Origin of the sequence: Bradyrhizobium sacchari (assembly GCF_002068095.1) — a bacterium.
GTDB classification, from domain to species: domain Bacteria; phylum Pseudomonadota; class Alphaproteobacteria; order Rhizobiales; family Xanthobacteraceae; genus Bradyrhizobium; species Bradyrhizobium sacchari.
Map to the genome: position 1 here is coordinate 551,619 of NZ_LWIG01000007.1, position 24,285 is coordinate 575,903.

The 24,285-nt window shown below is 65.6% G+C and carries 20 protein-coding genes and 1 pseudogene; 14 read left to right on the forward strand and 7 right to left on the reverse strand.

The annotated features are described in order from the left end of the window. The first annotated feature begins 19 nt into the window (after positions 1-19). The gene (locus tag A5906_RS09085) at positions 20-277 is read left to right on the forward strand and encodes a hypothetical protein (RefSeq protein ID WP_080134853.1); all 258 of its coding nucleotides are present in this window, start codon (positions 20-22) and stop codon (positions 275-277) included. A 161-nt stretch (positions 278-438) separates the two neighbouring features. Here the strand turns inward: A5906_RS09085 and A5906_RS09090 are convergent. Both A5906_RS09090 and A5906_RS44150 read right to left on the reverse strand, forming a co-directional pair. Then, the coding region (locus A5906_RS09090) for a LysR family transcriptional regulator (RefSeq protein WP_245326647.1) at positions 439-1,229 on the reverse strand (791 nt) is incomplete at its 5' end. Between the two features lies 1 nt (position 1,230). After that, a pseudogene (locus A5906_RS44150) lies at positions 1,231-1,379 on the reverse strand (helix-turn-helix domain-containing protein); the annotation flags it as partial. Between the two features lie 118 nt (positions 1,380-1,497). Here A5906_RS44150 and A5906_RS09095 point away from each other — a divergent pair. Genes A5906_RS09095 through wrbA form a run of 3 tightly spaced genes read left to right on the forward strand, consistent with a single transcriptional unit; the run spans position 1,498 to position 3,630 of the window. Next, entirely contained in the window at positions 1,498-2,250 is a 753-nt protein-coding gene (locus A5906_RS09095) for an SDR family NAD(P)-dependent oxidoreductase (RefSeq protein WP_080134854.1), read from the forward strand. 36 nt (positions 2,251-2,286) lie between these two features. Continuing rightward, a complete protein-coding gene (locus A5906_RS09100; protein ID WP_080134855.1) occupies positions 2,287-2,985 on the forward strand; it encodes a pirin family protein in 699 nt (232 codons plus the stop codon). Between the two features lie 45 nt (positions 2,986-3,030). Further along, positions 3,031-3,630 (forward strand): NAD(P)H:quinone oxidoreductase, encoded by a 600-nt coding sequence (wrbA, locus tag A5906_RS09105; protein ID WP_080134856.1) that lies wholly within the window; start codon positions 3,031-3,033, stop codon positions 3,628-3,630. A 316-nt stretch (positions 3,631-3,946) separates the two neighbouring features. Here the strand turns inward: wrbA and A5906_RS42940 are convergent, their stop codons facing one another. Next, on the reverse strand, positions 3,947-5,086 hold the full coding sequence (locus A5906_RS42940) for a GNAT family N-acetyltransferase (RefSeq protein ID WP_080134857.1): 1,140 nt from the start codon (positions 5,084-5,086) through the stop codon (positions 3,947-3,949). Between the two features lie 114 nt (positions 5,087-5,200). Next, positions 5,201-6,553 (reverse strand): O-antigen ligase family protein, encoded by a 1,353-nt coding sequence (locus A5906_RS09115; RefSeq protein WP_080134858.1) that lies wholly within the window; start codon positions 6,551-6,553, stop codon positions 5,201-5,203. A 296-nt stretch (positions 6,554-6,849) separates the two neighbouring features. Between A5906_RS09115 and A5906_RS09120 the strand changes: the two genes are divergently transcribed. Further along, complete coding sequence (locus tag A5906_RS09120) at positions 6,850-7,836, forward strand: glycosyltransferase (protein ID WP_080134859.1); 987 nt, start codon at positions 6,850-6,852, stop codon at positions 7,834-7,836. Between the two features lie 15 nt (positions 7,837-7,851). On the opposite strand, the gene A5906_RS09125 is transcribed toward A5906_RS09120, so the two are convergent. Next, complete coding sequence (locus tag A5906_RS09125; protein WP_080134860.1) at positions 7,852-8,880, reverse strand: glycosyltransferase family 2 protein; 1,029 nt, start codon at positions 8,878-8,880, stop codon at positions 7,852-7,854. Positions 8,881-9,251: 371 nt separating this feature from the next. Between A5906_RS09125 and A5906_RS09130 the strand changes: the two genes are divergently transcribed. From A5906_RS09130 to A5906_RS09150, 5 genes are all read left to right on the forward strand, one after another. Continuing rightward, positions 9,252-10,052 carry a class I SAM-dependent methyltransferase gene (locus A5906_RS09130; protein ID WP_080134861.1) on the forward strand — a complete coding sequence of 267 codons (801 nt, stop codon included), beginning with the start codon at positions 9,252-9,254 and terminating at the stop codon, positions 10,050-10,052. A gap of 277 nt (positions 10,053-10,329) precedes the next feature. After that, on the forward strand, positions 10,330-12,729 hold the full coding sequence (locus A5906_RS09135; protein ID WP_080134862.1) for an exopolysaccharide transport family protein: 2,400 nt from the start codon (positions 10,330-10,332) through the stop codon (positions 12,727-12,729). After that, positions 12,722-13,528: a WecB/TagA/CpsF family glycosyltransferase gene (locus A5906_RS09140; RefSeq protein ID WP_080134863.1), complete on the forward strand. Its 807-nt coding sequence runs from the start codon at positions 12,722-12,724 to the stop codon at positions 13,526-13,528. Before A5906_RS09135 ends, A5906_RS09140 begins: the two co-directional genes overlap by 8 nt. Positions 13,529-13,545: 17 nt before the next feature. Continuing rightward, on the forward strand, positions 13,546-14,538 hold the full coding sequence (gene galE, locus A5906_RS09145) for a UDP-glucose 4-epimerase GalE (protein WP_080134864.1): 993 nt from the start codon (positions 13,546-13,548) through the stop codon (positions 14,536-14,538). A 229-nt stretch (positions 14,539-14,767) separates the two neighbouring features. After that, a complete protein-coding gene (locus A5906_RS09150) occupies positions 14,768-15,109 on the forward strand; it encodes a hypothetical protein (RefSeq protein WP_080134865.1) in 342 nt (113 codons plus the stop codon). Here A5906_RS09150 and A5906_RS09155 read toward each other — a convergent pair. After that, positions 15,083-19,198 carry a bifunctional diguanylate cyclase/phosphodiesterase gene (locus A5906_RS09155; protein ID WP_080134866.1) on the reverse strand — a complete coding sequence of 1,372 codons (4,116 nt, stop codon included), beginning with the start codon at positions 19,196-19,198 and terminating at the stop codon, positions 15,083-15,085. The two genes, A5906_RS09150 and A5906_RS09155, sit on opposite strands and share 27 nt — an antisense overlap. A 296-nt stretch (positions 19,199-19,494) precedes the next feature. Here A5906_RS09155 and A5906_RS09160 point away from each other — a divergent pair, with 296 nt between their 5' ends. The 3 genes from A5906_RS09160 to A5906_RS09170 are packed head-to-tail and all read left to right on the forward strand — an operon-like array spanning position 19,495 to position 22,736. Next, complete coding sequence (locus tag A5906_RS09160) at positions 19,495-20,547, forward strand: Ldh family oxidoreductase (protein WP_080134867.1); 1,053 nt, start codon at positions 19,495-19,497, stop codon at positions 20,545-20,547. Positions 20,548-20,568: 21 nt separating this feature from the next. After that, positions 20,569-21,936 carry an LLM class flavin-dependent oxidoreductase gene (locus A5906_RS09165; protein ID WP_080134868.1) on the forward strand — a complete coding sequence of 456 codons (1,368 nt, stop codon included), beginning with the start codon at positions 20,569-20,571 and terminating at the stop codon, positions 21,934-21,936. Positions 21,937-21,950: 14 nt separating this feature from the next. Then, a complete protein-coding gene (locus A5906_RS09170) occupies positions 21,951-22,736 on the forward strand; it encodes a fumarylacetoacetate hydrolase family protein (protein ID WP_080134869.1) in 786 nt (261 codons plus the stop codon). Between the two features lies 1 nt (position 22,737). Here the strand turns inward: A5906_RS09170 and A5906_RS09175 are convergent, their stop codons facing one another. After that, on the reverse strand, positions 22,738-23,658 hold the full coding sequence (locus A5906_RS09175) for a LysR family transcriptional regulator (RefSeq protein WP_080134870.1): 921 nt from the start codon (positions 23,656-23,658) through the stop codon (positions 22,738-22,740). A 61-nt stretch (positions 23,659-23,719) separates the two neighbouring features. Between A5906_RS09175 and A5906_RS44155 the strand changes: the two genes are divergently transcribed. Further along, entirely contained in the window at positions 23,720-24,190 is a 471-nt protein-coding gene (locus A5906_RS44155; RefSeq protein WP_245326648.1) for a hypothetical protein, read from the forward strand. The last annotated feature ends 95 nt before the right edge of the window (positions 24,191-24,285 follow it).

Consider the following 24,285-nt stretch of genomic DNA (forward strand, 5'->3'; position numbering starts at 1 on the left):
CCCTCCCCGGGAGGGAGTGATGCGCAACCTTGGGACTATCGACGTCGCTCTGGACGAGATGCTGGTCAATCTCGCCGCCATCGTCTTGCGGCTTTCGGAGCCGGACCTGACACGAACACCGGAAGCGCGGCGGGCCCTGGCGCAATCCGTCCATCAATACGGGGTTTGCGCGGCCCACTCGACCGATCCGCGCGTGCACGAATTGAAGACGCGGCTGGAGGGAACGCTGAAGCCGAGCCTGCGCATCGTCGCGATCAACGGCGTGAAGGTGTCATAGTCGGGCCCTCGGGCAATACGCTTGGGCACGCTTCCGCCTTCGCTCTTCGAGCTCCGGCGGACAAGTCGCTTTGCGCACCCTACGACAGCTTGCGCGGACGCTAGACTAGCGAGGTCTTGCAGGGTGGGCAAAGGCGCAAAGCGCCGTGCCCACCAAAGTAGTTATCCCGTTTTGCCGCCCTTCTTCGGCCCCCGTTTGCAGGTGCCCGGCAGCTTCGCCGCGAGGAAATCGCCGAGGGCTTCGACGCGGGCGGGGCGCGGGCCGCCGGGCGGCGTCACCAGGTGCACGGCGCCTTCGGCCTGCTTCCAGTCCTTCAAGATGACTTCGACGGCGCCGGAGGAGATCGCCTCGCCGACGATGAATTCGGGCAGCTCGGCGATGCCGAGGCCGGCGATCAATGACGGCATCACGGCTTCGCCGTTGTTGACGCGGAGCGGGCCGCCCGGACGCACGCTGGCCTGCTCGCCGGCGGAATTGGTGTAGTGCCAGATGTTGGGCGTCGACATATAGGCGTAGCTGAAGCATTTGTGCTCGGCCAGGTGCATCGGATGCGTTGGCCGGCCGTGACGCTTCAGATAGGACGGCGCTGCCACCGTGAAGCGCGGCATGGTGAAAAGCCGGCGCGCGATCAGGGACGAGTCCGGCAGCCGCGCGATCCGCACCGCCATGTCGAACCCCTCGCCGATCAGGTCCACCGTCGCATCGCTCAGATGCAGATCGACCGAGACCTCCGGGTAGGCCTCGAAGAACTCCGGCAGCAGCGGCGCGACGGCCTTGATGCCGAACGTCATGGGCACGGCGAGCCGCACCAGGCCGCGCGGCGCCACCGACTGCGCCAGCGCCTCGTTCTCGGCCGCCTCGCCGTCGGCGAGCAAACGCGTCGCCCGGTCGGCGAGCTTGTGGCCGGCATCGGTCAGCGCGAGCCGGCGCGAGGTGCGGTTGAACAGGCGGGNCGGGCGCCGAGCCGCTCCTCGAGCCGCGTCACGGCCTTCGAGACCGTCGCCTTGGACATCGCAAGCTCGCTCGCGGCCCCCGCAAACGACCGTAATTCCACGACTTTTGCGAAAATCGCGAGCGCCTCGAAATCGGGGAGTTTTGCCATGGGAGCCGCTCCGACTGGAATTATTAGGAAACAATGCGTTTCGATAGTTTCTATTTCTATACCACAGACGAAGCCTTATCCAAGGGTCAATCGCAAACCCACGAAATGGAGACATCCAATGACCAAGAAGCTCTCAGGCAAAGTTGCCCTCGTCACCGGCGGCTCGCGCGGCATCGGCGCAGCCTCTGCCCGCGCACTCGCCGATGAAGGCGCTGATGTCGCCATCAGCTACGTCGCTTCACCGGACAAGGCGGAAGCGATCGTCACCGAGCTGAAGGCCAAGGGCGTCAGGGCGCGGGCCTTCAAGGCCGACCAGGCTTCAGCGAAGGACGTGACGCAGCTCGTCAACGACGTCGCCAAGGAGTTCGGCCGTCTCGACATTCTCGTCAACAATGCCGGCGTCGCCGCGGGCGGCGCGACCGACGACGCCAAGGCCGACATCGACGCCCTCGCCCGCCAGGACCAGGTCAACGTGCACGGCGTGATCGCGGCGATCCGCACCGCCTCGCAGCTGATGGGTGAAGGCGGCCGCATCGTCACCGTCGGCTCGATGCTGGCCGACCGCGCCTCGTTCCCCGGCCTTGCCGACTACGTCGCCACCAAGGCGGCCGTCGTCGGCTACACCAAGGGCGCGGCGCGCGACCTCGGCCCGCGCGGCATCACCGTCAACGTGGTGCAGCCCGGCTCGATCAACACCGACATGAATCCGGACGACGACCGCGACTTCGCGGAAGCCCAGCGCAAGCAGCACGCCCTCCAGCGCTTCGGCCGCCCCGAGGAGGTCGCCGCCGGCGTGGTCTTCCTCGCGAGCCCGGAAGCCTCCTTCGTCACCGGCACGGTGCTCAATGTCGACGGCGGGTTTGGTGCGTAACGCCAAACCCCTCCCCTCCAACCAGGACCCATTTCGATGATCGAACTCAGACCTTTCGCAAAGCTCGGCGGCGCCGACCACGGTTGGCTCAAGGCCAAGCATCATTTCTCCTTCGCCAGCCACTATGACCCGAACAATATGGGTCACGGCGCGCTGCGGGTATGGAACGACGACGAGATCGCGCCGAACACCGGCTTTCCCGCCCATCCCCACGCCAACATGGAGATCATCACCTATGTGCGCGAGGGCGCCATCACCCACCAGGACAGCCTCGGCAACGAGGGCCGGACTGAAGCGGGCGACGTGCAGGTGATGAGCGCCGGCAGCGGCATCCGCCACTCCGAGTACAATCTCGAACCGACCAAGACGCGGATCTTCCAGATCTGGATCGAGCCTGTGGCGCGCGGGGGACAGCCGACCTGGGGCTCGAAGCCTTTCCCCAAGGCTGACCGCTCCGGCAAGCTCGTCACCATCGCAAGCGGCATCGAAGGCGACACGGACGCGCTGCCGATCCGCGCCGATGCGCGGGTGCTCGCCACCAAGCTGAAGGCCGGCGAGAGCGCCGAGTACGAGCCGCAGACGTCGCGGCATCTCTACCTCGTGCCCGCGGCCGGCGCAGTCGAGATCAACGGCGTCCGCGTCAACGCCCGCGACGGCGCCGCGATCCGCGACGAGGCCAGGCTGAAGATCACTGCGCTCGAAGACTCCGAGCTCGTGCTCGTCGACGCGGCGTAACGATCCAAACACCAACCACCTCACCAATCCAAACGGAGACCACACATGACCAAAGTTCTCGTCCTCTATTATTCCGCCTACGGCCATATCGAAGCGATGGCGAACGCCGTTGCCGAAGGCGCGCGCGAGGCCGGCGCAACCGTCGACATCAAGCGCGTGCCGGAGCTGGTGCCGGCAGAGGTCGCCAAAGCCTCCTACTACAAGCTCGACCAGGCAGCCCCCGTTGCCAAGATCGAGGACCTCGCCAATTACGATGCGATCATCGTCGGCACCGGCACCCGCTTCGGCCGCATGGCCTCTCAGATGGCGAACTTCCTCGACCAGGCCGGCGGGCTCTGGGCCAAGGGCGCACTGCACGGCAAGGTCGGCGGCGCCTTCACCGCCAGCGCGACCCAGCATGGCGGCCAGGAGACGACGCTGTTCTCGATCATCACCAACCTCCTGCATTTCGGTATGGTCGTGGTCGGCCTCAACTACGGCTTTGCCGGCCAGATGAAGCTCGACGAGGTCACGGGCGGTGCGCCCTACGGCGCCACCACGATCACCGGCGGCGACGGCAGCCGCCAGCCCAGCGCCAACGAGCTCGCCGGCGCGCGGTATCAGGGCCGCCAGATCGCGGAGACCGCGAAGAAACTTCGTGGCTGAGCTGCATGGCTGATGCGAATGGGGCGGCATTCTCATTCGGGAATGCCGCCCCATCTTTGGTGCACGGACTATTCCAACAAAAGCGATAAGAATGGCTTTCGAACTCCTCCTGATCGCGCAGATGATCCGCAGGCCCGCGCAAGCATTGGCGCGGCGGTGGTATTGCCGCAGTCTGTTCAAGGCCTCGCGCGGACGATTTCATTGTGCAGGGTGCACGAAGTCGTGATGCCGGCCAACACGGTCACGCCCGTTCGGTTTTGCTCCTGACGAGCTTCCCGTCACATCAACGCGTCGAACGGGAAGCAGGTGGCGCCCATCAGCGCGTCCCCTTGCGCATCGCCCGCGCCGCGAGAGCGGCGAGCCTGGGGTGACGGCGCAGACCCTGCGCGGCGTGATCGCGCCAGGCAAGCGGCAATCCGCGCCAGGACAACGCGACGCTGGCGTCGGTCAGCGGTACCTGCCCGGCGCCAAGCCGGCGCTTGTAGTCCTGATTGCCGATGCTGAGATCGAAGCGGCGCACGCCTTGTGCATGCAGCGCCTCCATGGTGCGTTCGGTCGCGAGCAGTCCGGGAGAAAAGTTCGCCCAGGTTCTGCCGGTGTGACTCATGCGCAGCAGGAGGTAGGTCGCACCATAGCGGACGCCGAACGTCGTCGCCGCGATGCCCCTGTCACAGACCAGGGCCGAGATGACGGCATAACCTTCAGCGACACCCTGGCGCGCCACCTCGCGATAGAATCGGGCGTGAACATCGTCGTTCAGGACGAACGGCAAGCCAAGCTGTCTCATCCGCTCCGCCTGCTGCTGGTCCATCACATCGAGGAATTCACGCGCGCGCTCGATATCCGTCGCGAGCTCGAACCGAGCATTGCCAAGGCGGCTGAAGACGCGCCAACACCGCGGTAGCTGCAGACGCCCGATCGACGCCCGATAGTCCGCAAAGTCGTCGCCGACGAGCACGAGGTTGCTGTTGAGCGAGCAGGATCCGACACGGCCGAGCGACACCAGCGGGTTCGGCTTGCCGCCGACCTGCGCCGGCATCTTCTTCAGGCGCAGCAGATCGAAGCGGTCGGGCAAGGCGCGCAACGCCTCGACCAGCGCCCTACCGATCGCATCCACCGCCGCCGAGTCCACGTCGCTCGCCAGGATCGGCGCGTTGTTGTCGCAGATGCCGAGATCGGCGAATTCGACGATGCGGGTGCCGCGCCTGACATGGCTGATCATCGGCACGATCGCGATGTCCTGGCCGGTCGCGGCATCGGAGATCACGGCGATCAGCGGCGCCACATCGCCAAACGCCTCATACCAGGCGCCGAGCCAGTAACCATGCTGGAAAGCGGTGCGATGACCTGCGTTCAGGCGCGGTGCGGCCTGCCGCCAGTCACGCAAGAAATCGACCGCGATTCCCGACGTGCTGGACCCAAGACCATCTGGTTGCTCGACGCGGTGAAACGTCATCGGCGGAACATCTGATTACTGAATGCTTCGAGATAGATATGTTTTGTCGCAGACCACAAGCGACGTCGCGACTTATCCTTAAGCCGGTACAACCGCCGCGACTGCGACAAGGTGTCAGTGTTGGGGTTCCGCCTGGTCAACGCACTGGAACCTTGCGAGGAAGTGCAGGCCCGCTACCGCGACGGTGAACATGAACCAGATCGGGTTCTGTCGTTCGAGCAGGAAAGTCTCGGTGGCGCCGTAGTACAGGCCGAACAGCCAGACGGTCAGGAACAGCTTGGCCAGCGCGCTGCTCCGGTTATGAGCCTGGGCAGACTGGAAATTGCCGAGCGGCGCGAGCACGAAGACGACGACCACGAGCAGCAGCCCGGGAAGTCCGATGGTGACCGCGAGATCGAGATAGGAGTTGTGGCTATGCGCCGCTGACGTCGCCCATTCGGCGCCCTGTGCGGTCTGCCGCGTGGAGACGTCGTCCCAGAAGGCGGCATAGCCGTGACCGATGACCGGCTTTTCGGCGACGGCCGCGAGCGCGAACTCCCAGATGGCGGAACGGCCGGTGAAGGTGGGATCGAGCGGCAGCAGCCGTGTCACCGTCCCGAGCGCCGGGCTCAGCACGCTGCCGACCGTCAGCAGATTCATCGCGATCAGCGGCACGAAGCAGATGAGCCGCTTCAGCCACAGGCTTCGTGTGACGTAGACCAGCGATGCCAGCGCGTAGATCGCAAGGCACAGCACCGACGAGGTCTTGCCGCCGGTGAAGATCAGGAAGATGCTGGCGAGCGCGGCGATCGCCGGACCCATCACGAACGACCCGACGGCCGACAGGTAGATGCCGACATAGACCAGCACGGTCATCACCGGCGAGGCGACGTTCTTGTGGCCGAAGCTGCCGCGCCAGTCGCCTGCAAGCTGCGGCTCGGTGACGTCGAGCGCGGTGTGGATGGAATATTGCGGGGCGAGGACAACGCCGAGATAACATAGCGCGAGCAGCACCAGTGCGGCGACGCCGAGGCAAACATTGAAGCTGCGCTGCGTCGGCGGCAGCAGCGGCAGCAGGACGGCGAGCGACGTCACGCTGGCCGCGAGCGCAAGGCGCTGGATCGAAACGCCGCGGCTCTCGGAGGAGACGATGTTGATCAGCAGCCAGCCGACCAGACACAGATGCAGCGGTGTCACCAGGCTCTTCAGCGCGGGTGCATCCGTGACCGCGACGAGCAGCACCGCAACCGGAGCCAGAAGTCCCCAGGCGACATAGGTCAGCGCCATGCGTCCGCCGACAATTGCAGCCGCGTCCTCGCTGCGCAGGTCGGGAAACGGATCGAGCGTCACCAGGATGAGCAGCAGCGCCGCGATCACGACAAGACAGCGCGCGGCCCGCACGGCATTCAGCTCGGCAAGGCCGTCCCGCAGGATGTGGCCGAGCGATGGGGCCTCGACGTCAGTTGTGTCAGCGGCGCTGCGATCCATGGCTCAAGGCAGGTGGTGAAAGCCGGCGTAGCTTCAGGTCCTACCTCATCGCCATTAACCAACCGTCAACCAGCACGCACCTTCTGCAGCGGAACCGAGGTGTGGCACGCTCCATATTTCTGCAGGCTCAGTGCCGCCGACTTAACGTTATTTGACGAAACCGGCACCGTGCAGCCCTTGCCCGCAACGCTTCGCCGGCAATGCGAGTATCATCCGCCCGCGACTTTTCGATCGTCTGGTTCTCCCCACTCGCCAGATGCGCCCCGGTTAACAGATCATTAAGAACGAGCCGCAGCTTGATCACCGCCGAAGACGTTCTCGAATTGCCGGCCTCCTCCCGCGTGGCGACGCCGGCACGTCTGCCGCGGCAGGTCGGCTCGACGAATTCGGTGTCCGTCGTCATTCCCGCCAAGAACGCTGCGGCCTATATCGGCGAAACCCTAGCCAGCGCGCTGACGCAGGGCGAGGTGAGTGAAGTGATCGTCGTGGATGACGGCTCGATCGACGACACCATCGCGATCGTCCGCGCCGTCCGTGACCCACGGCTCCGCCTGATGAGAAACGACGCCGCCGGCGTGTCCGCAGCGCGCAATCTCGGCGCGCGGCATGCGGGCGGCGAGTGGCTGCTCTTCCTCGATGCCGACGACCGGCTGCGCCCCGGCGCGGTGGCGGCGCTGCTCGCGGCAGCACGCGGCGCGCCGCGCGCGGTCCTCGTCTACGGCGACTACAACACCATCGACAGCGAGGGACGGCAGATCGGCCGGCGCGACCTGCTGAAGGGACGCCGCAAGCCGTCGGGCGACGTACTGACGCGACTTGCGGCCGGCAATTTCATCGTCAATGGCGGCATCGCGCTCGCACGCGCGGAGGCGTTCCGCGCCATCGGCGGCTTCGACACGTCGCTCAGATATTGCGAAGACTGGCATTGCTGGTGCCGCCTTGCCGCGATCGGCGAGTTCGAGTTCGCACCGAAGCTGCTGCTCGACTACCGCCTGCACGCCGCCAACACCATGAACGCGGCGGTGCGGACGCCGAAGGATTTCTTTCCCGCGATCGCGCGTGTCTTCGACGACGGCCTGATCCTGGCGAGACTGCCTGAAGGCACCGCGGCCGGGCTGCGCCTTGCCGCGGAGATTCATCTCGTCACCTATTCGGCGATGCAAGCGGTCCGCTTTGGCAGATATCGCGACGCTCTTGGCTATCTTGCAATCGTTGGCCGGCGCTCACTCAAGGCGCTGCCGCGTGCCGCGGCCAGGACCGTTCTTGCCCGCTTCGGCATCTAATCCTTCCCTGCAGCGTCAGGATACGATCTTCGACGCCTCATAGGGCTTCGGCTCGATGCCGAATGCCGCCAGCATGGAGCCGAGCGCGACCAGCGCTGGATGCATGGCGACGACGGTCTTCGACGTCGCAAGCAGGCGCGCCGCACGCAACAACGACAGCGGCAACCGCCCAAGCATCTGCGCAAACACCCACATCCGCGCTCCAGCGCCCTGGGCGGCCTTGTACTGCACGCGATAATTGATCGCACCGATGCGCAAGCCCCGCTTGGCGATCCAGCTGAAGCTGGTGCGGCTCTGCGGCACTGTCTCGGTGATGACCGCCTCCGCCGTCCAATGAAACAGCATGCCGGCGTCGCGGCACCGCACGAAGAAGTCGCAGTCGCCGCCGCCGAGGAAATTGAAGCGCAGATCGAAGGCCGGAGTGCCGAGCCGGTCGAACGCCGCGCGCGTGATCAGACAATTGCCGCAGCCATAGATCAGCGGCACCGCACCGCTGTAGTCGTAGGCGGGGCAGAACGCAGGATGACGCGCGAGCCAGGGCCGGCTGTCGTCGCCGAAGTCGGGCAGCACCGGGCCGCCGACGACGTCGGCGCCGGTCGCCTCCGCGGTGCGGACCATCAGCTCGAGCCAGTCGCTTGACGCGATCTCGTCGTCGTCAATCATCAGGAAACGGGTTGCGGCGGGAAACAGCGCCTGCGCCGTCTCGAACGCGGCGTTGATCGCCTGGCAGTTGCCCTGCCGCCGCTCGACGAGGCAGATGCCCTGCAGCCTGCCATCGGCGAGATATTCGGCGGCGACCGGCGCGCTCTCGCGCTTTGCCGCGTCGTTCTCGACCATGACGACGGCAAAGGAACGCGGGGTGCGCTGGCGGGCCAGCGAGTCCAGCGTCAGCCGCAGATGCTGCGGGCGGCGGAAGCAGGGAATGCAGACGACGATGCCGACCGACAGGTCGATGACGCGGGAGCTCGCGACGATCTCCCGGTTGGGATCGCGCACCGCATCCGCGATCCGGCTGGCGGAAAGGTCTGTCGGGATCAGCGTCATGGCGTTCTAGATGTCCGAGATTTATTGAAAAAGCCCTGCGTCGATCGTCCACTGTCCTGCGACGGCACATCGCCGCGGGACAGATGCGTCCCAAAATGAACGGGCGAAAAACGGCGTCAAGCCGCCGATCCTCCCGCGCGCATGCACCTGCCCGCCTTCGCGCTCCTGCAAAACCTTCCGCCCGTATTGGTGCAATTCGCAGTCCAGCGCACCGGTAGCGGCCCGACATGAACAATGCCGTAGTTAACGCCCATGCGCATTAACCCGACCGTAAGCACCGCCACCGGTGAAGCGGCGCGGCATCGGATTTGCTCTTCGGGCATGGGCGATTTTTCCTGTAAAATTGAATAGAACAAGCGCGGTCAGAAAATATGAGCAAGCCAGCCACGATCGATTTCGCGACAGCCACGGCGATCCAGATTCCCGCGGCCACAGCACAAATCCAGGCGCTGCACGATCTGGTCCCCGGCGAAGCCCGCGACAGCCTGCTCGCCGTCCACGCCATGCTGCGTCACGAACTGCCGCAAGGCCGGCTCGCCATCTATGAAGCCGGCGGCGGCTCGTGCAGCGTTCTGCCGCCGGAATTGCTGAGCCGCAGCAAGGTCACCGTCGTCGACATCGACGAGGACCAGGTCCGCAACAACACCTATGCGGACGAGGCCATCCTCGGCGATGTGCAGACCTACAGCTTTGGGAGCGAAACCTTCGATCTCGTGATCTGCTACAACGTGATCGAGCATCTGCCCCATGTCGACGCCGCGCTGCTGAACTTCCGCGATGCGCTCAAGCGCGGCGGGATGATCCTGATCGGCGCGCCCAATCCGCGCTCGTTGTCCGGCGTCGTCACCAAATATTCGCCGCACTGGTTCCACGTCTGGTTCTACCGGCACATCCGCGGCATCAAGGACGCTGGCCTGCCCGGCGAGCCGCCGTTCCCCACCTTCTTCCATCCACTGGTGACGCTGCCGCGGCTCGAAGCGTTCGCAGCCGCCAACGGCCTCGAGATGATCTACCGCCGCGAGGTCGAGAGTCCGCGCTATCCCGAGATGCGCCGGCGCCGGCCGTTGTTGGCGGCACTCGTCGATGCCGGCGCCGCCGTGTTGAACGCCGTGCTCCCGCGCGGGACCGACGTCCGTCGCGGCGATTATCACGTCCTCCTGCGGAAACGCTGACCCATGCGCGCGCATTGCATCGCAGGCAACACGCAGTCTCGCGGCCTCGTTGCGCGCGATAACGAACCGTTAATCTCTGAGGGATCCGGGCGTCGCCGCGACGCGTCAAACCGCGGCATGCGCTTAAACGCTTTGTTTGCCATTTCGGTGAATAGTCCCTCAATGAGTATGGTTAATTTTCCCTGTTGCGTTGATTGGGCGCCCATATCCCGGGTGCGTGGCGTAAAGCGAAGAGTAACCCCTCAGCCCGCGACCGTTGGAATGAAAGCTGGGGACCATGCTGGACTATAACCAGCCGATAGACCGGGCCCGACCGGAGGCCCCGCAGCAGAGACCCCAGGCGGGCTTCAGCGCGCTGGAGCTGGTCAACCTGCTTTGGCGGCGCAAGATCGCAATTGCGGCTGCCGCTCTGCTCGGTGCGACGCTCGCGGTCACGGTCGGCAAGAGCCTGACGCCGCGCTACACCGCCACCGCCCAGCTCTATGTCGACCCGCGCGAGCTCCAGCTCGTCGATCGCGAGCTCACACCCCGCGCGCAGGACGTCTCCGGCATGTCCATGGTGGTGGAGAGCCAGGCGCGCCTGATCACCTCCAACAGCGTGCTGCTCCAGGTGATCCAGCAGGCGGGTCTCGACAAGGATTCCGAATTCGGCGGCGGCGACGGCAAGACCCTGATGTCGTCGCTGCTCGGCCTGATCGGTCTTCAGCTCCGCGCGCCCTCCGCCGCCGAGACGAAGGAAGTGCAGCTCGCGGCGCTCGACGCGCTGAACCGGCACATCACGATCCGCAAGACCGAGAAGAGCTTCATCGTCGATGTCGAGGTCTGGTCGACCGATCCGGCGAAGGCGGCGATGCTCGCCAATACGCTGACCAACGTCTACCTCGCGGATTCGCGCAATTCGCAGGCGCTCGCGGCCCGACGTGCCACCAGCGACCTGTCCGGCCGTCTGAAGGAGCTGCGCGACCGGCTGCGCAATGCCGAGACCGCGCTTGCGACCTACAAGGCGCAGAACAATTTCGTCGGCACCCAGGACGCACTGATCAGCGACCAGCAGCTCTCCGCCAGCAACCAGCGGCTTTCCGCCGCCCGCGCGGCGACAATGGATGCGCAGGCCCGGCTCGACCAGATCGAGGCGAGCCGGCGCACGGCCGCTGACGCGGGAGCAATTCCCGAAGCGCTGCAATCGCCGACCATCGCCAATCTGCGCGCGCAATATGCCGATGCCCGCAAGAAATATGCGGAGCAGGCCGGCGAACTTGGTCCGCGCCATCCGGCGCTGCGCCAGACCGAGAAGCAGGTCGAGGATCTCAAGCGCACCATCAGCGAGGAGATCGATCGCTTCGCCCAGTCGGCCAAGAACGACCTGACGCGCGCCCGCGACTACGAGGCGTCGTTGAACCGGGCGCTGGAAGCGCAGAAGCGGCAAAGCGTACAGCTCAGCCAGGCCGCCGTGCGCCTGCGCGAGCTCGAGCGCGAGGCCGATGCCAGCCGCGACGTCTACCAATCCTTCCTCAAGCGCTCGCGCGAGACCGAGGAGCAGGAGAGCTTGAACACCTCCGCCGCGCGTGTCGTCGGCGAGGCCACCGTGCCGCAGCGGCGTTCGTTCCCGCCGGCCATGAGCCTGTTCGCCATGATCGGCTTCATCTTCGGTGCGATCGCGGCATCGAGCTGGTTTGTCGCGTCCGAGCTGCTGTTCGCCGGCCCCCCCATGCCGGCAGCCACACAGGCCCGCCGTGGGCGCACACCGGCGCCGCAGACTCCGCGCGCTCCCGAGCCTGCGCACGCCAGCGAGGCTGCGCTTCCGCAGGTTTCGCGAGCCACGGAGGTTGCGCAAGCCTTGCCGGAACAAGCCTTGCCAGAACCTACCTTGCCGGAGCTTGCCGCGCCACCGCTGCAGCCTGCGGCGGTCGAACGCCCCCTGATCGCAAAGCCGCTGATCGCGCGCCTCCAGGAGGCCGACGTCATCCATACGCTCGGCGCCATTCTCGCCACCGGCGGCGGCGTGGATCTGACACGACTGGGGTGGCCGACGCTGCGCCCGGGCTTTCCCCTGACCAGCCTGCTCAACGCCTGGCGCGACATGCGCGCGGTCGCGGCCCGACGCATCGGCGGCAAGGCGATGCCGGTCATCGCGCTCGTCGGCGGCGGCGAGACCACCGGACGCAGCGTGACCGCGCTGAACTTCGTGCTCGCGGCCGCGCGCGACGGCGTCCGCGTGCTGATGATCGATGCCGACCATCAGGCCCATTCACTCTCGAACAAGGTCCATCGTCCCGGCAAGAGCGAGCCGAGCAGGCTGGGCTGGCTCTCGAACGGCAGCAAGGCTGCGCGCGAGATCAAGACGGTCAACGGCATCTCGGTGCTGCCGGCCGCCGAGGGCGACGCCGGCAAGGCGGCTGAGGCCATCCGCAAGGCGATCGCGCAGGCCCGCTCCGCCGGTGGCTACGACCTCGTGATCCTCGACGGCCCGACGACGCCGCTCGCGGCCGGCGGCCGCAAGCTGCTCGACGAGGTCGATGCGCTGGTGGCGGTACTGCCGACCAGCATGGACATCAACGACAGTCTGGAAGAGATCCTGAGCACGCTCGGCCGCGCCGAGCGCAAGCTGGTCGGCGTCGTGCTCGACGAGCTCACCCCGGCAGCCCAAGCGCGTCAGCGAGGCAGACAATATGCTTGAGCGCCGCGTCAATCTGGACGGTCGGGCTGCAACCGCCGACGTGCCGCGGATCACGATCGGCGGCCTTCGCATGGCCGCGCTCGACCTGGAAGCGACCGCCGATTTCATGATCGAGGCGACCGATCCCAACAATCGCATCGGCCGACCGCTGTACCTGACCTCGGCCAATGGCGAGGTGCTGGCGCGCTGCTCGACCGAACCGCAGACCGAGCGTCTGTTCCGCATCGCCGATCTGATCAATGCCGACGGCCAGCCGCTGGTGGCGGCCTCGAAGCTGCAATCCTGGTTTCCGCTGCCCGAGCGCGTCGCGACCACGGATCTGTTCCACGTTGTCGCGCGCAAGGCCGAAGCGATCGGCCGCACCTTCTACATGTTCGGCGCCAGCGAGGCCGAGAACGCCGCGGCGGTCGCGAACGTCCGCAATCTCTATCCGAACCTGAAGATCGTCGGGCACAGCCACGGCTATCTGCGCGGCGAAGCGCTGCGCGCGAAAGTCGACGAGATCAACGCGCTTGCACCCGACTATCTCTGGGTCGCGCTCGGCGTACCCAGCGAGCAGGCCTTCGTCGAGGAATTCACGCCGCATCTCTCCAATGTCGGCGTCATCAAGACATCCGGCGGCCTGTTCAACTTCCTGTCGGGCAGCCGCTCGCGCGCGCCGCAATGGATGCAGAAGATCGGACTGGAGTGGGCCTGGCGCACCTGGCTCGAGCCTCGCCGGCTGTTCTGGCGCTATCTGACCACCAATCCGCGCGCGCTCTATCTTCTGTTCAGGCGCAAGCGCCCCTTCAGCCGCTGAGAGACGCCGAGCAGGACATGACCGATCGACCGACAGTCCTCGTCACGGGAGGCGCGGGTTACATCGGATCGCACGCGTGCCGCGCGCTGACCGCTGCCGGCTATCTGCCGGTGGTTTTCGACAATCTCTCGACAGGTCACCGCAGCTTCGTCGCCGGGGAGCTGGTGGCGGCGGATCTGCTCGACGGCGCTGCGCTGGCGCGCGCCTTCGCCGAACACAAGATCACGGCGGTGATGCATTTCGCAGCCGCCAGCCTCGTCGGCGAGTCCATGACCGACCCGCAGAAATACTACATCAACAACGTCCAGGGCACGTTGTCGCTGCTGCAGGCCATGCGCAATGCCGGCTGCCACCGCATCGTGTTCTCCTCGACCGGCGCCGTCTACGGCAATGCCGATTCCGAAGCGCTGCCGGAAGACTTTCCCTGCGCGCCGATCAATCCGTATGGCGCCTCGAAGTGGATGATCGAGCGCATGCTCGCCGACTATCGCACAGCCTATGGCTTCGGCGCCTTCTGCCTGCGCTATTTCAACGCCAGCGGCGCCGATCCCGCCGGCGGCATCGGCGAGCTGCGCGACAACGAGACCCATCTGATTCCGCGCGCCATGATGGCGCTGCAAGGCCACGTCGACTTCGCCGTGTTCGGCGACGATTACGACACCCCCGACGGCACCGCGATCCGCGATTACGTCCACGTCACCGATCTTGCCGCCGCGCATGTCGCGGCGCTGAAGCTTCTGGAAGCCGGACATGCCGGCGGCAGCTTCAATCTCGGGACCGGCTCAGGCTTCTCGGTGCGCGAGATTCTCAACGCCATCAGGCAGGAGACCGGGCGCGAGGTGCCGCACACCGTCAAGCCGCGCCGCGCCGGCGATCCCACCTATCTGGTCGCCGATCCCTCTGCGGCACGACAAGTTCTTAACTTCGTGCCGCGTCACTCCGATCTGCCGACGGTGATCCGCACCGCCTGGGCGTGGCACCAGAAGGCCCATCCGCTTAAGGCCCGTTAAGCAACCGTAACATCCGTACCTTGCCTGCCGTGCCTCCAAACGGCTAGAATGCACATTCGCTGCCGCCATTGGCGTATCGCCGACGGCCGCATTTTTGGGCATCACCGACGATGAGGTCGGGATGCAGGGCTCCGCGCGTTGCGCGAACCGATTTTCCTGATGTCGGGACCACAATCGAATCTGCGTGACGGCCTGTCATCAGGCGCGGATTCAAAGGAGTATCGACCGCATGCATCAGGCTGCACGCCTGGAGTTCGAGCGCGTGATGGATGAGTTCGTCCGCTGGCATGTCGTGCCCGAGGACGAGCGCTCGCCCGCGCCTGCCTGGTGGTGGGGGCCCGCCATGGCGGTGGTCGACGACCAGGAGCCGATGAGCCAGACGTGGTGCGCCGGGCTCGGCTTGAACGAGGGCACGAGCTTCGCGGAGGGGGCGCGCAGGATTCTGGCGCTGTTCGTCGAGCAGACATCCCTGACCGGGCCCGCAGATTTTCCAAGCAAAGCCGAAGGCCCCGATCACGACGTCCGCGAGCTGCACCCGCAGCCGTCAGACGACAGCGCGTTTCAGCCGTAGCGCCGCGGCTTCCGTGGCAACCGGATCCGGCTCGGGCTGGAGCGGCGGTGCGACAGGCAGGACCATCGGCCGCAACAGCTCGGCCATCTGCTTCGCCGGCAGCGGCTTCGAGATCAGGAAGCCCTGCATCTCGTCGCAGCCATGGGTGCGCAGGAACGCTTCCTGCTCGGCGTTCTCGACGCCTTCTGCGACGACCGTCATGCCGAGGGCCTTGCCCATGCTGATGATCGCCTGCGCGATCGCCTGATCCTCCGAATCCTGCGGGAGGTCGCGCACGAAGGAACGATCGATCTTGATGGTGTCGATCGGGAAGTGCTTCATCAGCGACATCGACGAATAGCCGGTGCCGAAATCGTCGATCGCAAGGCGGATGCCGCGGCTCTGGATGGCGTCGAGCACCTTGAGCGCACGTCCGACATTGCGCATCATCATGCTCTCGGTGACCTCGAGCTGGAGCAGCACCGGCGACATGCCGGAGGCAGCCAGCGCCTCGTCCACATCCTGCAACAGATGTTCGTCGGCAAACTGACGCGGCGACAGGTTCACCGCCATCGACAGCGGCAGCAATCCGCGGCGCTGCCAGGCCATCGCCTGCGCGCAGGCCTCCCTCAGGACCCAGCGGCCGATCGGCACGATCAGGCCGGTTTCCTCGGCGAGCGGGATGAACTGAGCCGGGGAGATGTTGCCGAGATCGGGATGCGTCCAGCGCAGCAGCGCTTCCACGCCGGTAATCTGGCCCGTCTCCATGTCCACCTTGGGCTGGTAGTTCAGCGAGAACTGTTCGCGCTCCAGCGCCCGACGCAGCGCGCTTTCCAGCGACAGCCGCTCGATCGACTGGGTCTTCACTTCCTTGGAGAAGAAGCGATAGCCGTTCTTGCCGTCCTCCTTGGCGAGATACATCGCCATGTCGGCGTTCTTGGTCAGCGTCTGCGCGTCGGACCCGTTGGCCGGATACATCGCGATGCCGATCGAGGCCGTGGTGTGGCACTCGTGACCGGCCAGCTCCATGGGCTCGGCGAGCGCCGCGAGCAGCCCGGTCGCGATGCGCTGGACGTCGTCGATCTCGCCGCACTGGTCGAGGATGACCACGAACTCGTCGCCGCCGAGACGCGCCACCACGTCGCTGGCCCGCAGCGCGCCGCGCAGGCGGTTCGCCACTTCGAGCAACAGCAGGTCGCCCGCCTCGTGACCCAGCGAGTCGTTGATGACCTTGAAGCGGTCGAGATCGATGAACAGCACCGCAAAGCGGTGATCGTGGTGATGCGCGGTGTCGATCGCCGCGCGCAGCAGGCCGTTGAAGGTCTCGCGGTTCGGCAGGTCGGTCAGGCTGTCGTGCGAGGCGAGATACTCGATCCGCTCGTCCGCCTGGTTCTTCTCGTCGGCACGATCGAAATTCTCCATCGCGAAGGAGACGTTGTCGGCCAGACGCTGCAACAGCTCGACGAACTCGTCCGTAAAGGTTGCCGGCTCGGTCGACATGTAGATCATGACGCCGACGGCATGGTCGTGCGCGATGAGCGGAAACGCCGCGCCGGACCGCGCGCCGTCGCCGCGCACGATGGGGTGGAAGACACGGACGCGATCGTCGTTGAGATAGTCGTTGCTGATGCAGGGCCGGCCTGTGCGGAACGCCGTGCCGCTCATGCCGCGACCCTCGGGACGCTCGGGATCGATGGAGAGGCGGAGGTTGCGCGTGGTGTCCGCAGACGGCCCGGCCGCCGCCACGATCTCGAGCTGGTCGCTGCCGGCCTTGGCCAGCGCAATCGTCGTCGAGGTGAATTTCGCACCGTTCGAGGCTGCGAGGCAGACGAGGTCGAACAGCTCGGCGCGCGACTTCGCCCGCATGATCGCCTCGTTGGTGGCACTGAGTGCCGCGAACATGCGCGTCAGGCGTTCCTTCTGCGCCTCCGTGCGGGCCTTTTCCTCGGCGCGCTCGAAATTGTCGAGGGCGAACGAGACGTTTTCAGCCAGACGTCCGAGCAGTTGAATGAGGTCCGGCGTGAACGCGCCCTCGTGCGGCGAGAGGAACAGCAATACGCCGACGGCCTCGCCGCCGTTACTGAACAACGGGAAGCAGGCGCCCGATTTCGTCCCTTGCGTGCGCGCGATGTGGCGCCAGTGCGCGGTGCGGGTGTCGGTCAGAATCTCGTTGGCGATGCAAGGCGCGCGCGTACGGAACGAGGTGCCGGTGAGCCCGCGCCCCTCCGGGTCGTCGGCCGAGGTCGAGAAGCGCCATTCCTTGATCAGGCCGCAGCTCTCGCCCTTGGTCATGGCAATGTCGAGATAGTGGCCTGTCGCGTCCACTATGGCGATGGTCGCAGAAGAGAAAGTGCCACCCAGCACCGCCGCCTCGCAGACCACCTCGAACAATTCGGAGCGGGTCTTGACCCGCATGATCGCCTCGTTGGTCGCGCTCAGCGCCTCGAGCATGCCCCTGAGGCGATTGCGCTGCATCTCGGCCTTGGCCTTCGCCTCGGCGCGGTCGAAATTCTCCAGCGCAAAAGATACGTTGGCCTGGAGCTTGCGTAGCAGCTCGACGAGCTCGGGCGTGAAGGCAGCATACTCCGGCGAGTTGAACAGGAATACGCCCTCGACCCGGTCGCCGTTGAACAACGGCAGCGCCGCGGAGGACGCGATGCCGCTGCGGCGGGCGCTGTCCTGCCAGGGCGCGATGCGATCGTCGGCGAGCACATCGTTGCTGACGGCAGGCTGGCGCGTGCGGAACGCGGTGCCGGTCAGCCCGCGCCCTTCTGCCACCCGCTCGGAGATCGAGAACTTGAAGTTGCGAACCTCGTCGGCATTCGGTCCGTAGCTGGCGACCACACGCAGCAGCTCGGCACGCTGGTCGACCAGCGCGATGCTGGCCGAGGTGAACTTGGCGCCTTTGGCCGTCGCCTCGCAGACGAGGTCGAACAGCTCCGAGCGCGACCGCGCGCGCAGGATCGCCTCGTTGGTGGCGCTGAGCGCCGCATACATGCGCGCCAGGCGTTCTTCTTCCGCCGCGATCCTGGCCTTCTCGGCCTCGCGGTCGAAATTTTCGATCGCGAACGAGACGTTCTCCGCCATGCGCAGCAGCAGCGCGACGATCTCCTCGTCCTTGGCCCACGAGCGGCTGATGAAGAACAGGAGCACGCCGACACTTTCGCCGCGCTTGATCAGCGGCGCGACCACGCAGGCGGCAACGCCCGTGTTGACGTTGGCCTGCTCCCATGGCGAGCCCTTGGTACGGCTGGCGAGATCGTCCTCGACTATGGCTTTCTGGGTCCGGAACACCTCGCCGGAGATGCCCTTGCCGTAGGGATTTTCCGGGTCGACCGAATAGCTTGCCCGGGTGACGAGCTCGAGGTTCTGCCCGGTGGCGGCGACAGGCTTCATCCAGTGCGAATCCGGCTCGCGCAGCAGCACGATAGTCGCCAGCGACTTGCCGCTGTGCACGGAGGCGTCGCAGACGAGCTGGTACAGCTCCTGCTCGGTCTTGGCCCGCAGGATCGCTTCGTTGGTGGCGCTGATGGCGCCGAACATGCGGTTGAGCCGCCGCGTCGCCCGGTCGCTGGCCTGCCGCGCGGTCTCGCGCGCGAAATTCTCCAGCGCATAGGAAATGTTGGCCGACATGCGTTCGAACAGCGACACCATCTGCTCGTTCAGCGAGTTGGCCTCGCTCCGCGTCACGTAGAGCACGCCGACGCTCTTGCCGTTGCAGAGCAGCGGCAACGCCGCCGCCGCGCCGATGTGCGCCTTGGCGGCCTCCTCACGCCACGCCAGCGAGCGCGGATCGTTCAGATAGTCGTTGCTGATGCACAGTTTCTGATCGCGAAACGCCTCGCCGCCAACGCCCGATCCTTCCGGTGTGGCGGCGTCCGTCGTGATCTCGATCGCGCGCAGACGCGCGATGTCGTCGCCGCAGCCGGCCGCGAAGCGCAGCCACCGGCCGTCCGGGTCGACCAGGAACACGGCCACGGCCAAGAAGTCCTCGCTCGAAAAGCCGGCGTCGCAGACCTTCTGGTACAGCTCGTCCGGCGATCTCGCGTAGAGGATCGCTTCATTGATGGCGCTCAACGCCGCAAAGGTGCGCGCGAGTGTCGTCGACACGATCTCAGCTCCCGGGCATTTCTGCCTATTTATCCCGGGTGCCTTTATGAACGGCGATCGCCTAAGTGGTCGTTATTGCGCGGCGCAAACCGTCGATCAAAGTGAACGAGCTGCGAACGAGCGCCACGAAACTGACGGGAATACCGCCGCACGGGACGAATCTTCGACCAAAGGCGTGTTCCGTTTACGAATTTGCAGCCCTGTATTGGTTTACGGGAGATTGATATCGCGCTGGCGCTTTGAGACGATGGCCTCCAACAAGCAGCCTGTTAAGGGCACCATGTCGGGGAAACGCCATGCCGATCGTCAGGGCCGACCGCCTCACGCGCATCAGCGCCGTCCTGCTCCAGGCGGCCGGAGCTTCCGCGGAAGAGGCCGACGCCGTCGCAAGCGGCTGCGTCAGCGCCAATCTCGCCGGCCACGATTCCCACGGCGTGATCGCCATTCCCACCTATATCGACCGCATCAAGGCCGGGCACATCGTTCCCGGCGCCAAATGGACCATCGTCCAGGAATCGCCGACCACCACTGTGATCGACGGTCATTGGGGGTTCGGCTTCCACGTCAACGCCAAAGCGATGACGCTGACGATCGAGAAGGCGAAGACGGCGAACGTCGCCGCCTGCACCGTCTTCCGGCAGAGCCATGTCGGCCGCCTCGCAGCCTACCCCTTGATGGCGATGCGCGAAGGCATGATCGGGATTGCGACGGCGGACTCCGGCCGCTCGCCGAAGCACGTGGCCCCGTTCGGCGGCAAGGAGGCGCGGCTCGGCACCAACCCGATCTCGATCGCGGTGCCGTCCGATCTCGAGGCTCCGTTCTATCTGGACATGGCGACGTCTGCGGTCGCCGCCGGCAAGATCCAGCTCGCGCTCGCGCGCGGCGAAGAAATCCCGACGGGATGGATCATCGATGCGGAGGGACGGCACACCACCGACCCGAGCCAATATCGCAAAGGCGGCGCATTGCTACCGCTCGGCGGCACCGAGGGCTACAAGGGCAGCGGCCTCGCCGCCATGGTCGAGGTGCTGTGCGGCCTGCTCACCGGCCTCGGCTTCGGCGTCGAGCCCACAGGGCGGCACAATGACGGCTGCTTCATGGCTGTGTTCAACGTCGCCGCCTTCCGGCCACTGCGGGAGTTCAAGCGCGAGGTCGCCGAATTCGCACGCTATCTGAAATCGACCCCGCCCTCCGAGGGCAGCCAGGGCGTCTACTATCCCGGCGAGATCGAGGGCGCGCGCGAGCAGCAGCGCCTGCGCGACGGCGTCGAGATCGAGGATGCGACCTGGGACAGGCTGCGCGCGCTGGCGCGCGAGTACCGGCTCGACACGGCCCTCGGTCTCGTCTGACGCTATCAGGAGAACAGCAGCATGAATCGGCAGATGGTACTGGTCGGCTTCCTGCAGGCGCAAAACTGCACCAACCTGCCGAGCTCGTGGCGACATCCGGACTCGCGCGACGACTCCATGTCCGCGGACTACTATCAGGAGATTGCCAGAATCCTTGAAGCCGGCAAATTCCACATGGCGTTCTTCGACGATCGCCTTGCGATGCCGGACCGCTACGGCAACGACCACGCCCACACCGTCGAATACGGCATCCGCTGCGTGAAGATGGACCCGCTGATCGTACTGACCACGATGGGCATGGTCACCGACAAGCTCGGCCTTGGCGCAACCTGCTCGACCACCTACTACGAGCCCTTCGACGTCGCCCGCCGCTTCGCGACGCTGGATCTGATGTCCGGCGGTCGCGCGGGCTGGAACGTCGTGACGTCGCTGAACGACGGCGAGGCGCTCAACATGGGACGCGACTCCCACCCCGAACATGATTCCCGCTACGACAAGGCAGACGAGTTCATGGAGGTCGTGCTCGGCCATTGGGATACCTGGGAGGACGGCGCAATCATCATGGACAAGCAAAGCGGCCGCTTTGCCGATCCAGCCAAGGTGAAGCGGCTCGATCACAAGGGACCGGCTTTCAAGTCGCGCGGCCCATTCACGGTACCGCGCTCGCAACAGGGCCATCCCGTCATCATCCAGGCCGGCGCCTCCGGCCGCGGCCAGCGCTTTGCGGGGCGATGGGGCGAGGTGATCTTCACCGCCGCACGCAACCTCGCCGCCGCCAAGGAAGGCTATGCGGCCGTGCGCAACCAGGCCGCCAAGGCCGGTCGCGACCCCGACCAGATGTTTCTCTGCAATCTGACGACGCCGGTCTGCGCCGCGACCAGGGCTGAAGCCGAAGACAAGATGGCGCTGATCAACAAGCTGCCGCTCGAGATCGACGCGCTGTCGCTGCTCGCCGAAGCGCTCAATTACGACTTCGCCTCCAAAGACCTTGACGAACCGCTGACGACGGAAGAGTTGAACAGCATGCAGGGCATCCTCGGCATCCGCGACGGCGTGCTGAAGAATTCGGGCAAGAGCAATCCGAGCGCGCGCGACTTCGTCACCTTCTCCGGCCGCGGCCAGGTGCATGACGCCATGGTCGGCGGCCCCAGGGAGATCGCCGACAGACTGGAGGAGATGTTCATCGAGCGCGGCTGCGACGGGTTTGTCATCGCCGCGACCTATGTGCCCGGCTCCTACGCCGATTTCGTCCAGCACGTCGTGCCGGAGCTGCAGCGCCGCGGCCTGTTCCAGAAGGACTACCGCGGCAGGACGTTGCGGGAAAATCTCGGGCTCAGGCGACCGGCGGCAGGCGCCTGGAAGCTGCAGCCGCGCGATGCCGCGGAATAACGGGAGGATCCGACATGCGCTGGCTGAAATTCACCGCCGCGGGCAAGACCTCCTGGGGGATCATCGAGGGCGACAAGGTTCTCGCGGTCGATGGCGATCCCTTCGGCGAGTGGCAGCGGACTTCCCGGACGCATCCGCTTGGCGAGGTCAAGATCGAGCTGCCGCTGATCCCGCGCACCTTCTATTGTGTCGGCCTGAACTATCAGAAGCACCTGAAGGAAGCCGCCGACAAGCGCGGCGAGGTGCCGGCCGTGCCTGACAGGCCCGAGATCGGCTATCGCGCGCAGAACGCGCTGATCGCGCATGACGAGGACGTCGTGATCCCATCCTTGGCGACCGACAAGATCCATTATGAAGGCGAACTCGTCGTCGTCATCGGCAGGAAGGTGAAGCACCTCACCAAAGACAACGCGATGGATTGCGTGTTCGGCTACACCATCGGCAACGACGTCAGTGAACGCAGCTGGCAGAAGGCCGACCGCAGCCTATGGCGCTCGAAGAACGCCGACACGTTCAAGCCGATGGGACCGTGGATCGAGACCGAGGCCAATCTCGCCAGGATGGAGACCGTGGTCCGGGTCAATGGCGAGGAAACCAACCGCTTCTACACCAACGACATGATCTTCGGCGTGGTGCCGTTCCTGGTCGAGCTAACCAAATATTTCACGCTATGGCCCGGCGACGTGATCTGGATGGGCACCGACGGCGCCTCGCCGGACATCGCGCATGGCGATGTCGTGGAGATCGATATCACCGGCATCGGCACGCTGCGGAACAGGTTTGTGCGGGAGCAGCGGTAGATCAGCCGGTGCCGGCCGAGCGGCCCTTCACATGATCGATAAAGGCCCGCAACTTCGGCATGATTTGTCGGTGACCGGGATAGTACAGGAACACGCCTGGTGTCATCGGCGCGAATTGCTCCAGGACGGGAATGAGCTTTCCCGCCGCCATGGCACCGGCGGCCAGCGGTGCGGGCACTTGCGCAAGACCCACACCTTCGACGGCAGCTCCGAGCATCGTAGGAAAGTCGTTGGCGATGAAAGGTCCCGAAACCACAATCTCCATCGAACGACCGTTGTCGTCGAGCGACCATGACGCAAGCGCACCGTTCGATCGTCGCAACCTCAAGCACGCATGCTCACGCAGATCGTCTGGCCGCTCGGGCCGACCGCGGCGGGCGAGGTAAGCCGGACTGCCGAGGATAATGAGCGGTAGCGGATTGGTCAGGCGCACCGCGACCATGTCGGGGGCGATGAACTGGCCCAACCTGATGCCGGCGTCAAAACCTTCGGCCGCGAGGTCGACCAGTTCTTCGCTTGCGGCAAGCTCCACTTCAATCTCGGGAAATTCCCGGCAGAACGACGCGATCAGCGGCTCCAGCAGGATCGGGACGACGGAGCGCGGCACGGTGAGACGCAGGAGCCCGGCCGGTCGCTGTCCGAGTTCGCGCGCCGCACCGCTGGCGGCGACGAGCTCCTCGAAGGCGGGTCTGGCGCGCGCAAGAAATCTTTCGCCGGCTTCGGTCAAACCGACACTGCGGGTCGTGCGGATGAAGAGCGCGGCGCCAACGCGCGCCTCGAGCGCGCGTATCGCCTGACTGATGGCCGATGGCGTGACCCCGAGCTCGGCTGCCGCCCGGCGGAAACTGCGATGTTGGGCGACACTCAGGAACGCCTCCACGCCGTCCAATGCACCATGCCTGACTGTGAAGTTCTGCTTCATAGCCCATCAACATTATCGCGAATAGTGCTGAGCGGAAAGAGCTCCTAAATCCGAACTGCAATTGAGCCGTACCGCCGCACACATCGGCATTTGCAGCACCGCGGCTGTCGCCGTGACCGGAGACGTGACGTCGATGAAGACAATCCGCAGCGTCGTTTTGGCACTTGCCCTCGCCCTGACAGGAGCTCCTTCCATGACCGATCCTTCACTTGCCCAATCACAGACCGCATCGCCGACAATCGCGATCTTGGTCATCCTGACCGTCAAGCCGGGCATCACCCGCGAACAGGTGATGGCCATCATGCCCGACGAAGTCAGGCAGACCGTTCAGCTCTACCTCAATGGGATGGTTCGAGAATGGTATTCGCGGTCCGACGGTCGCGGAGCCGTCTTCCTGCTGAACGTCAAAGACGTCGCCGAGGGACACGCGATCATGGATGGCCTGCCGCTCGCCAGGCAAGACCTCGTCGATCACGAATACATCGCGGTCGGTCCGCTGATGCCGCTCCGTCTGCTGATGGCCAAACCCTGAGCGTCCGCCGGCGCCGAACCGACCGGCTTCGACTGCACCCGGCCGGACAGGCCACCACAAGGGAACCCGAACGTGCCGCAAAGCTTCAACCTTCC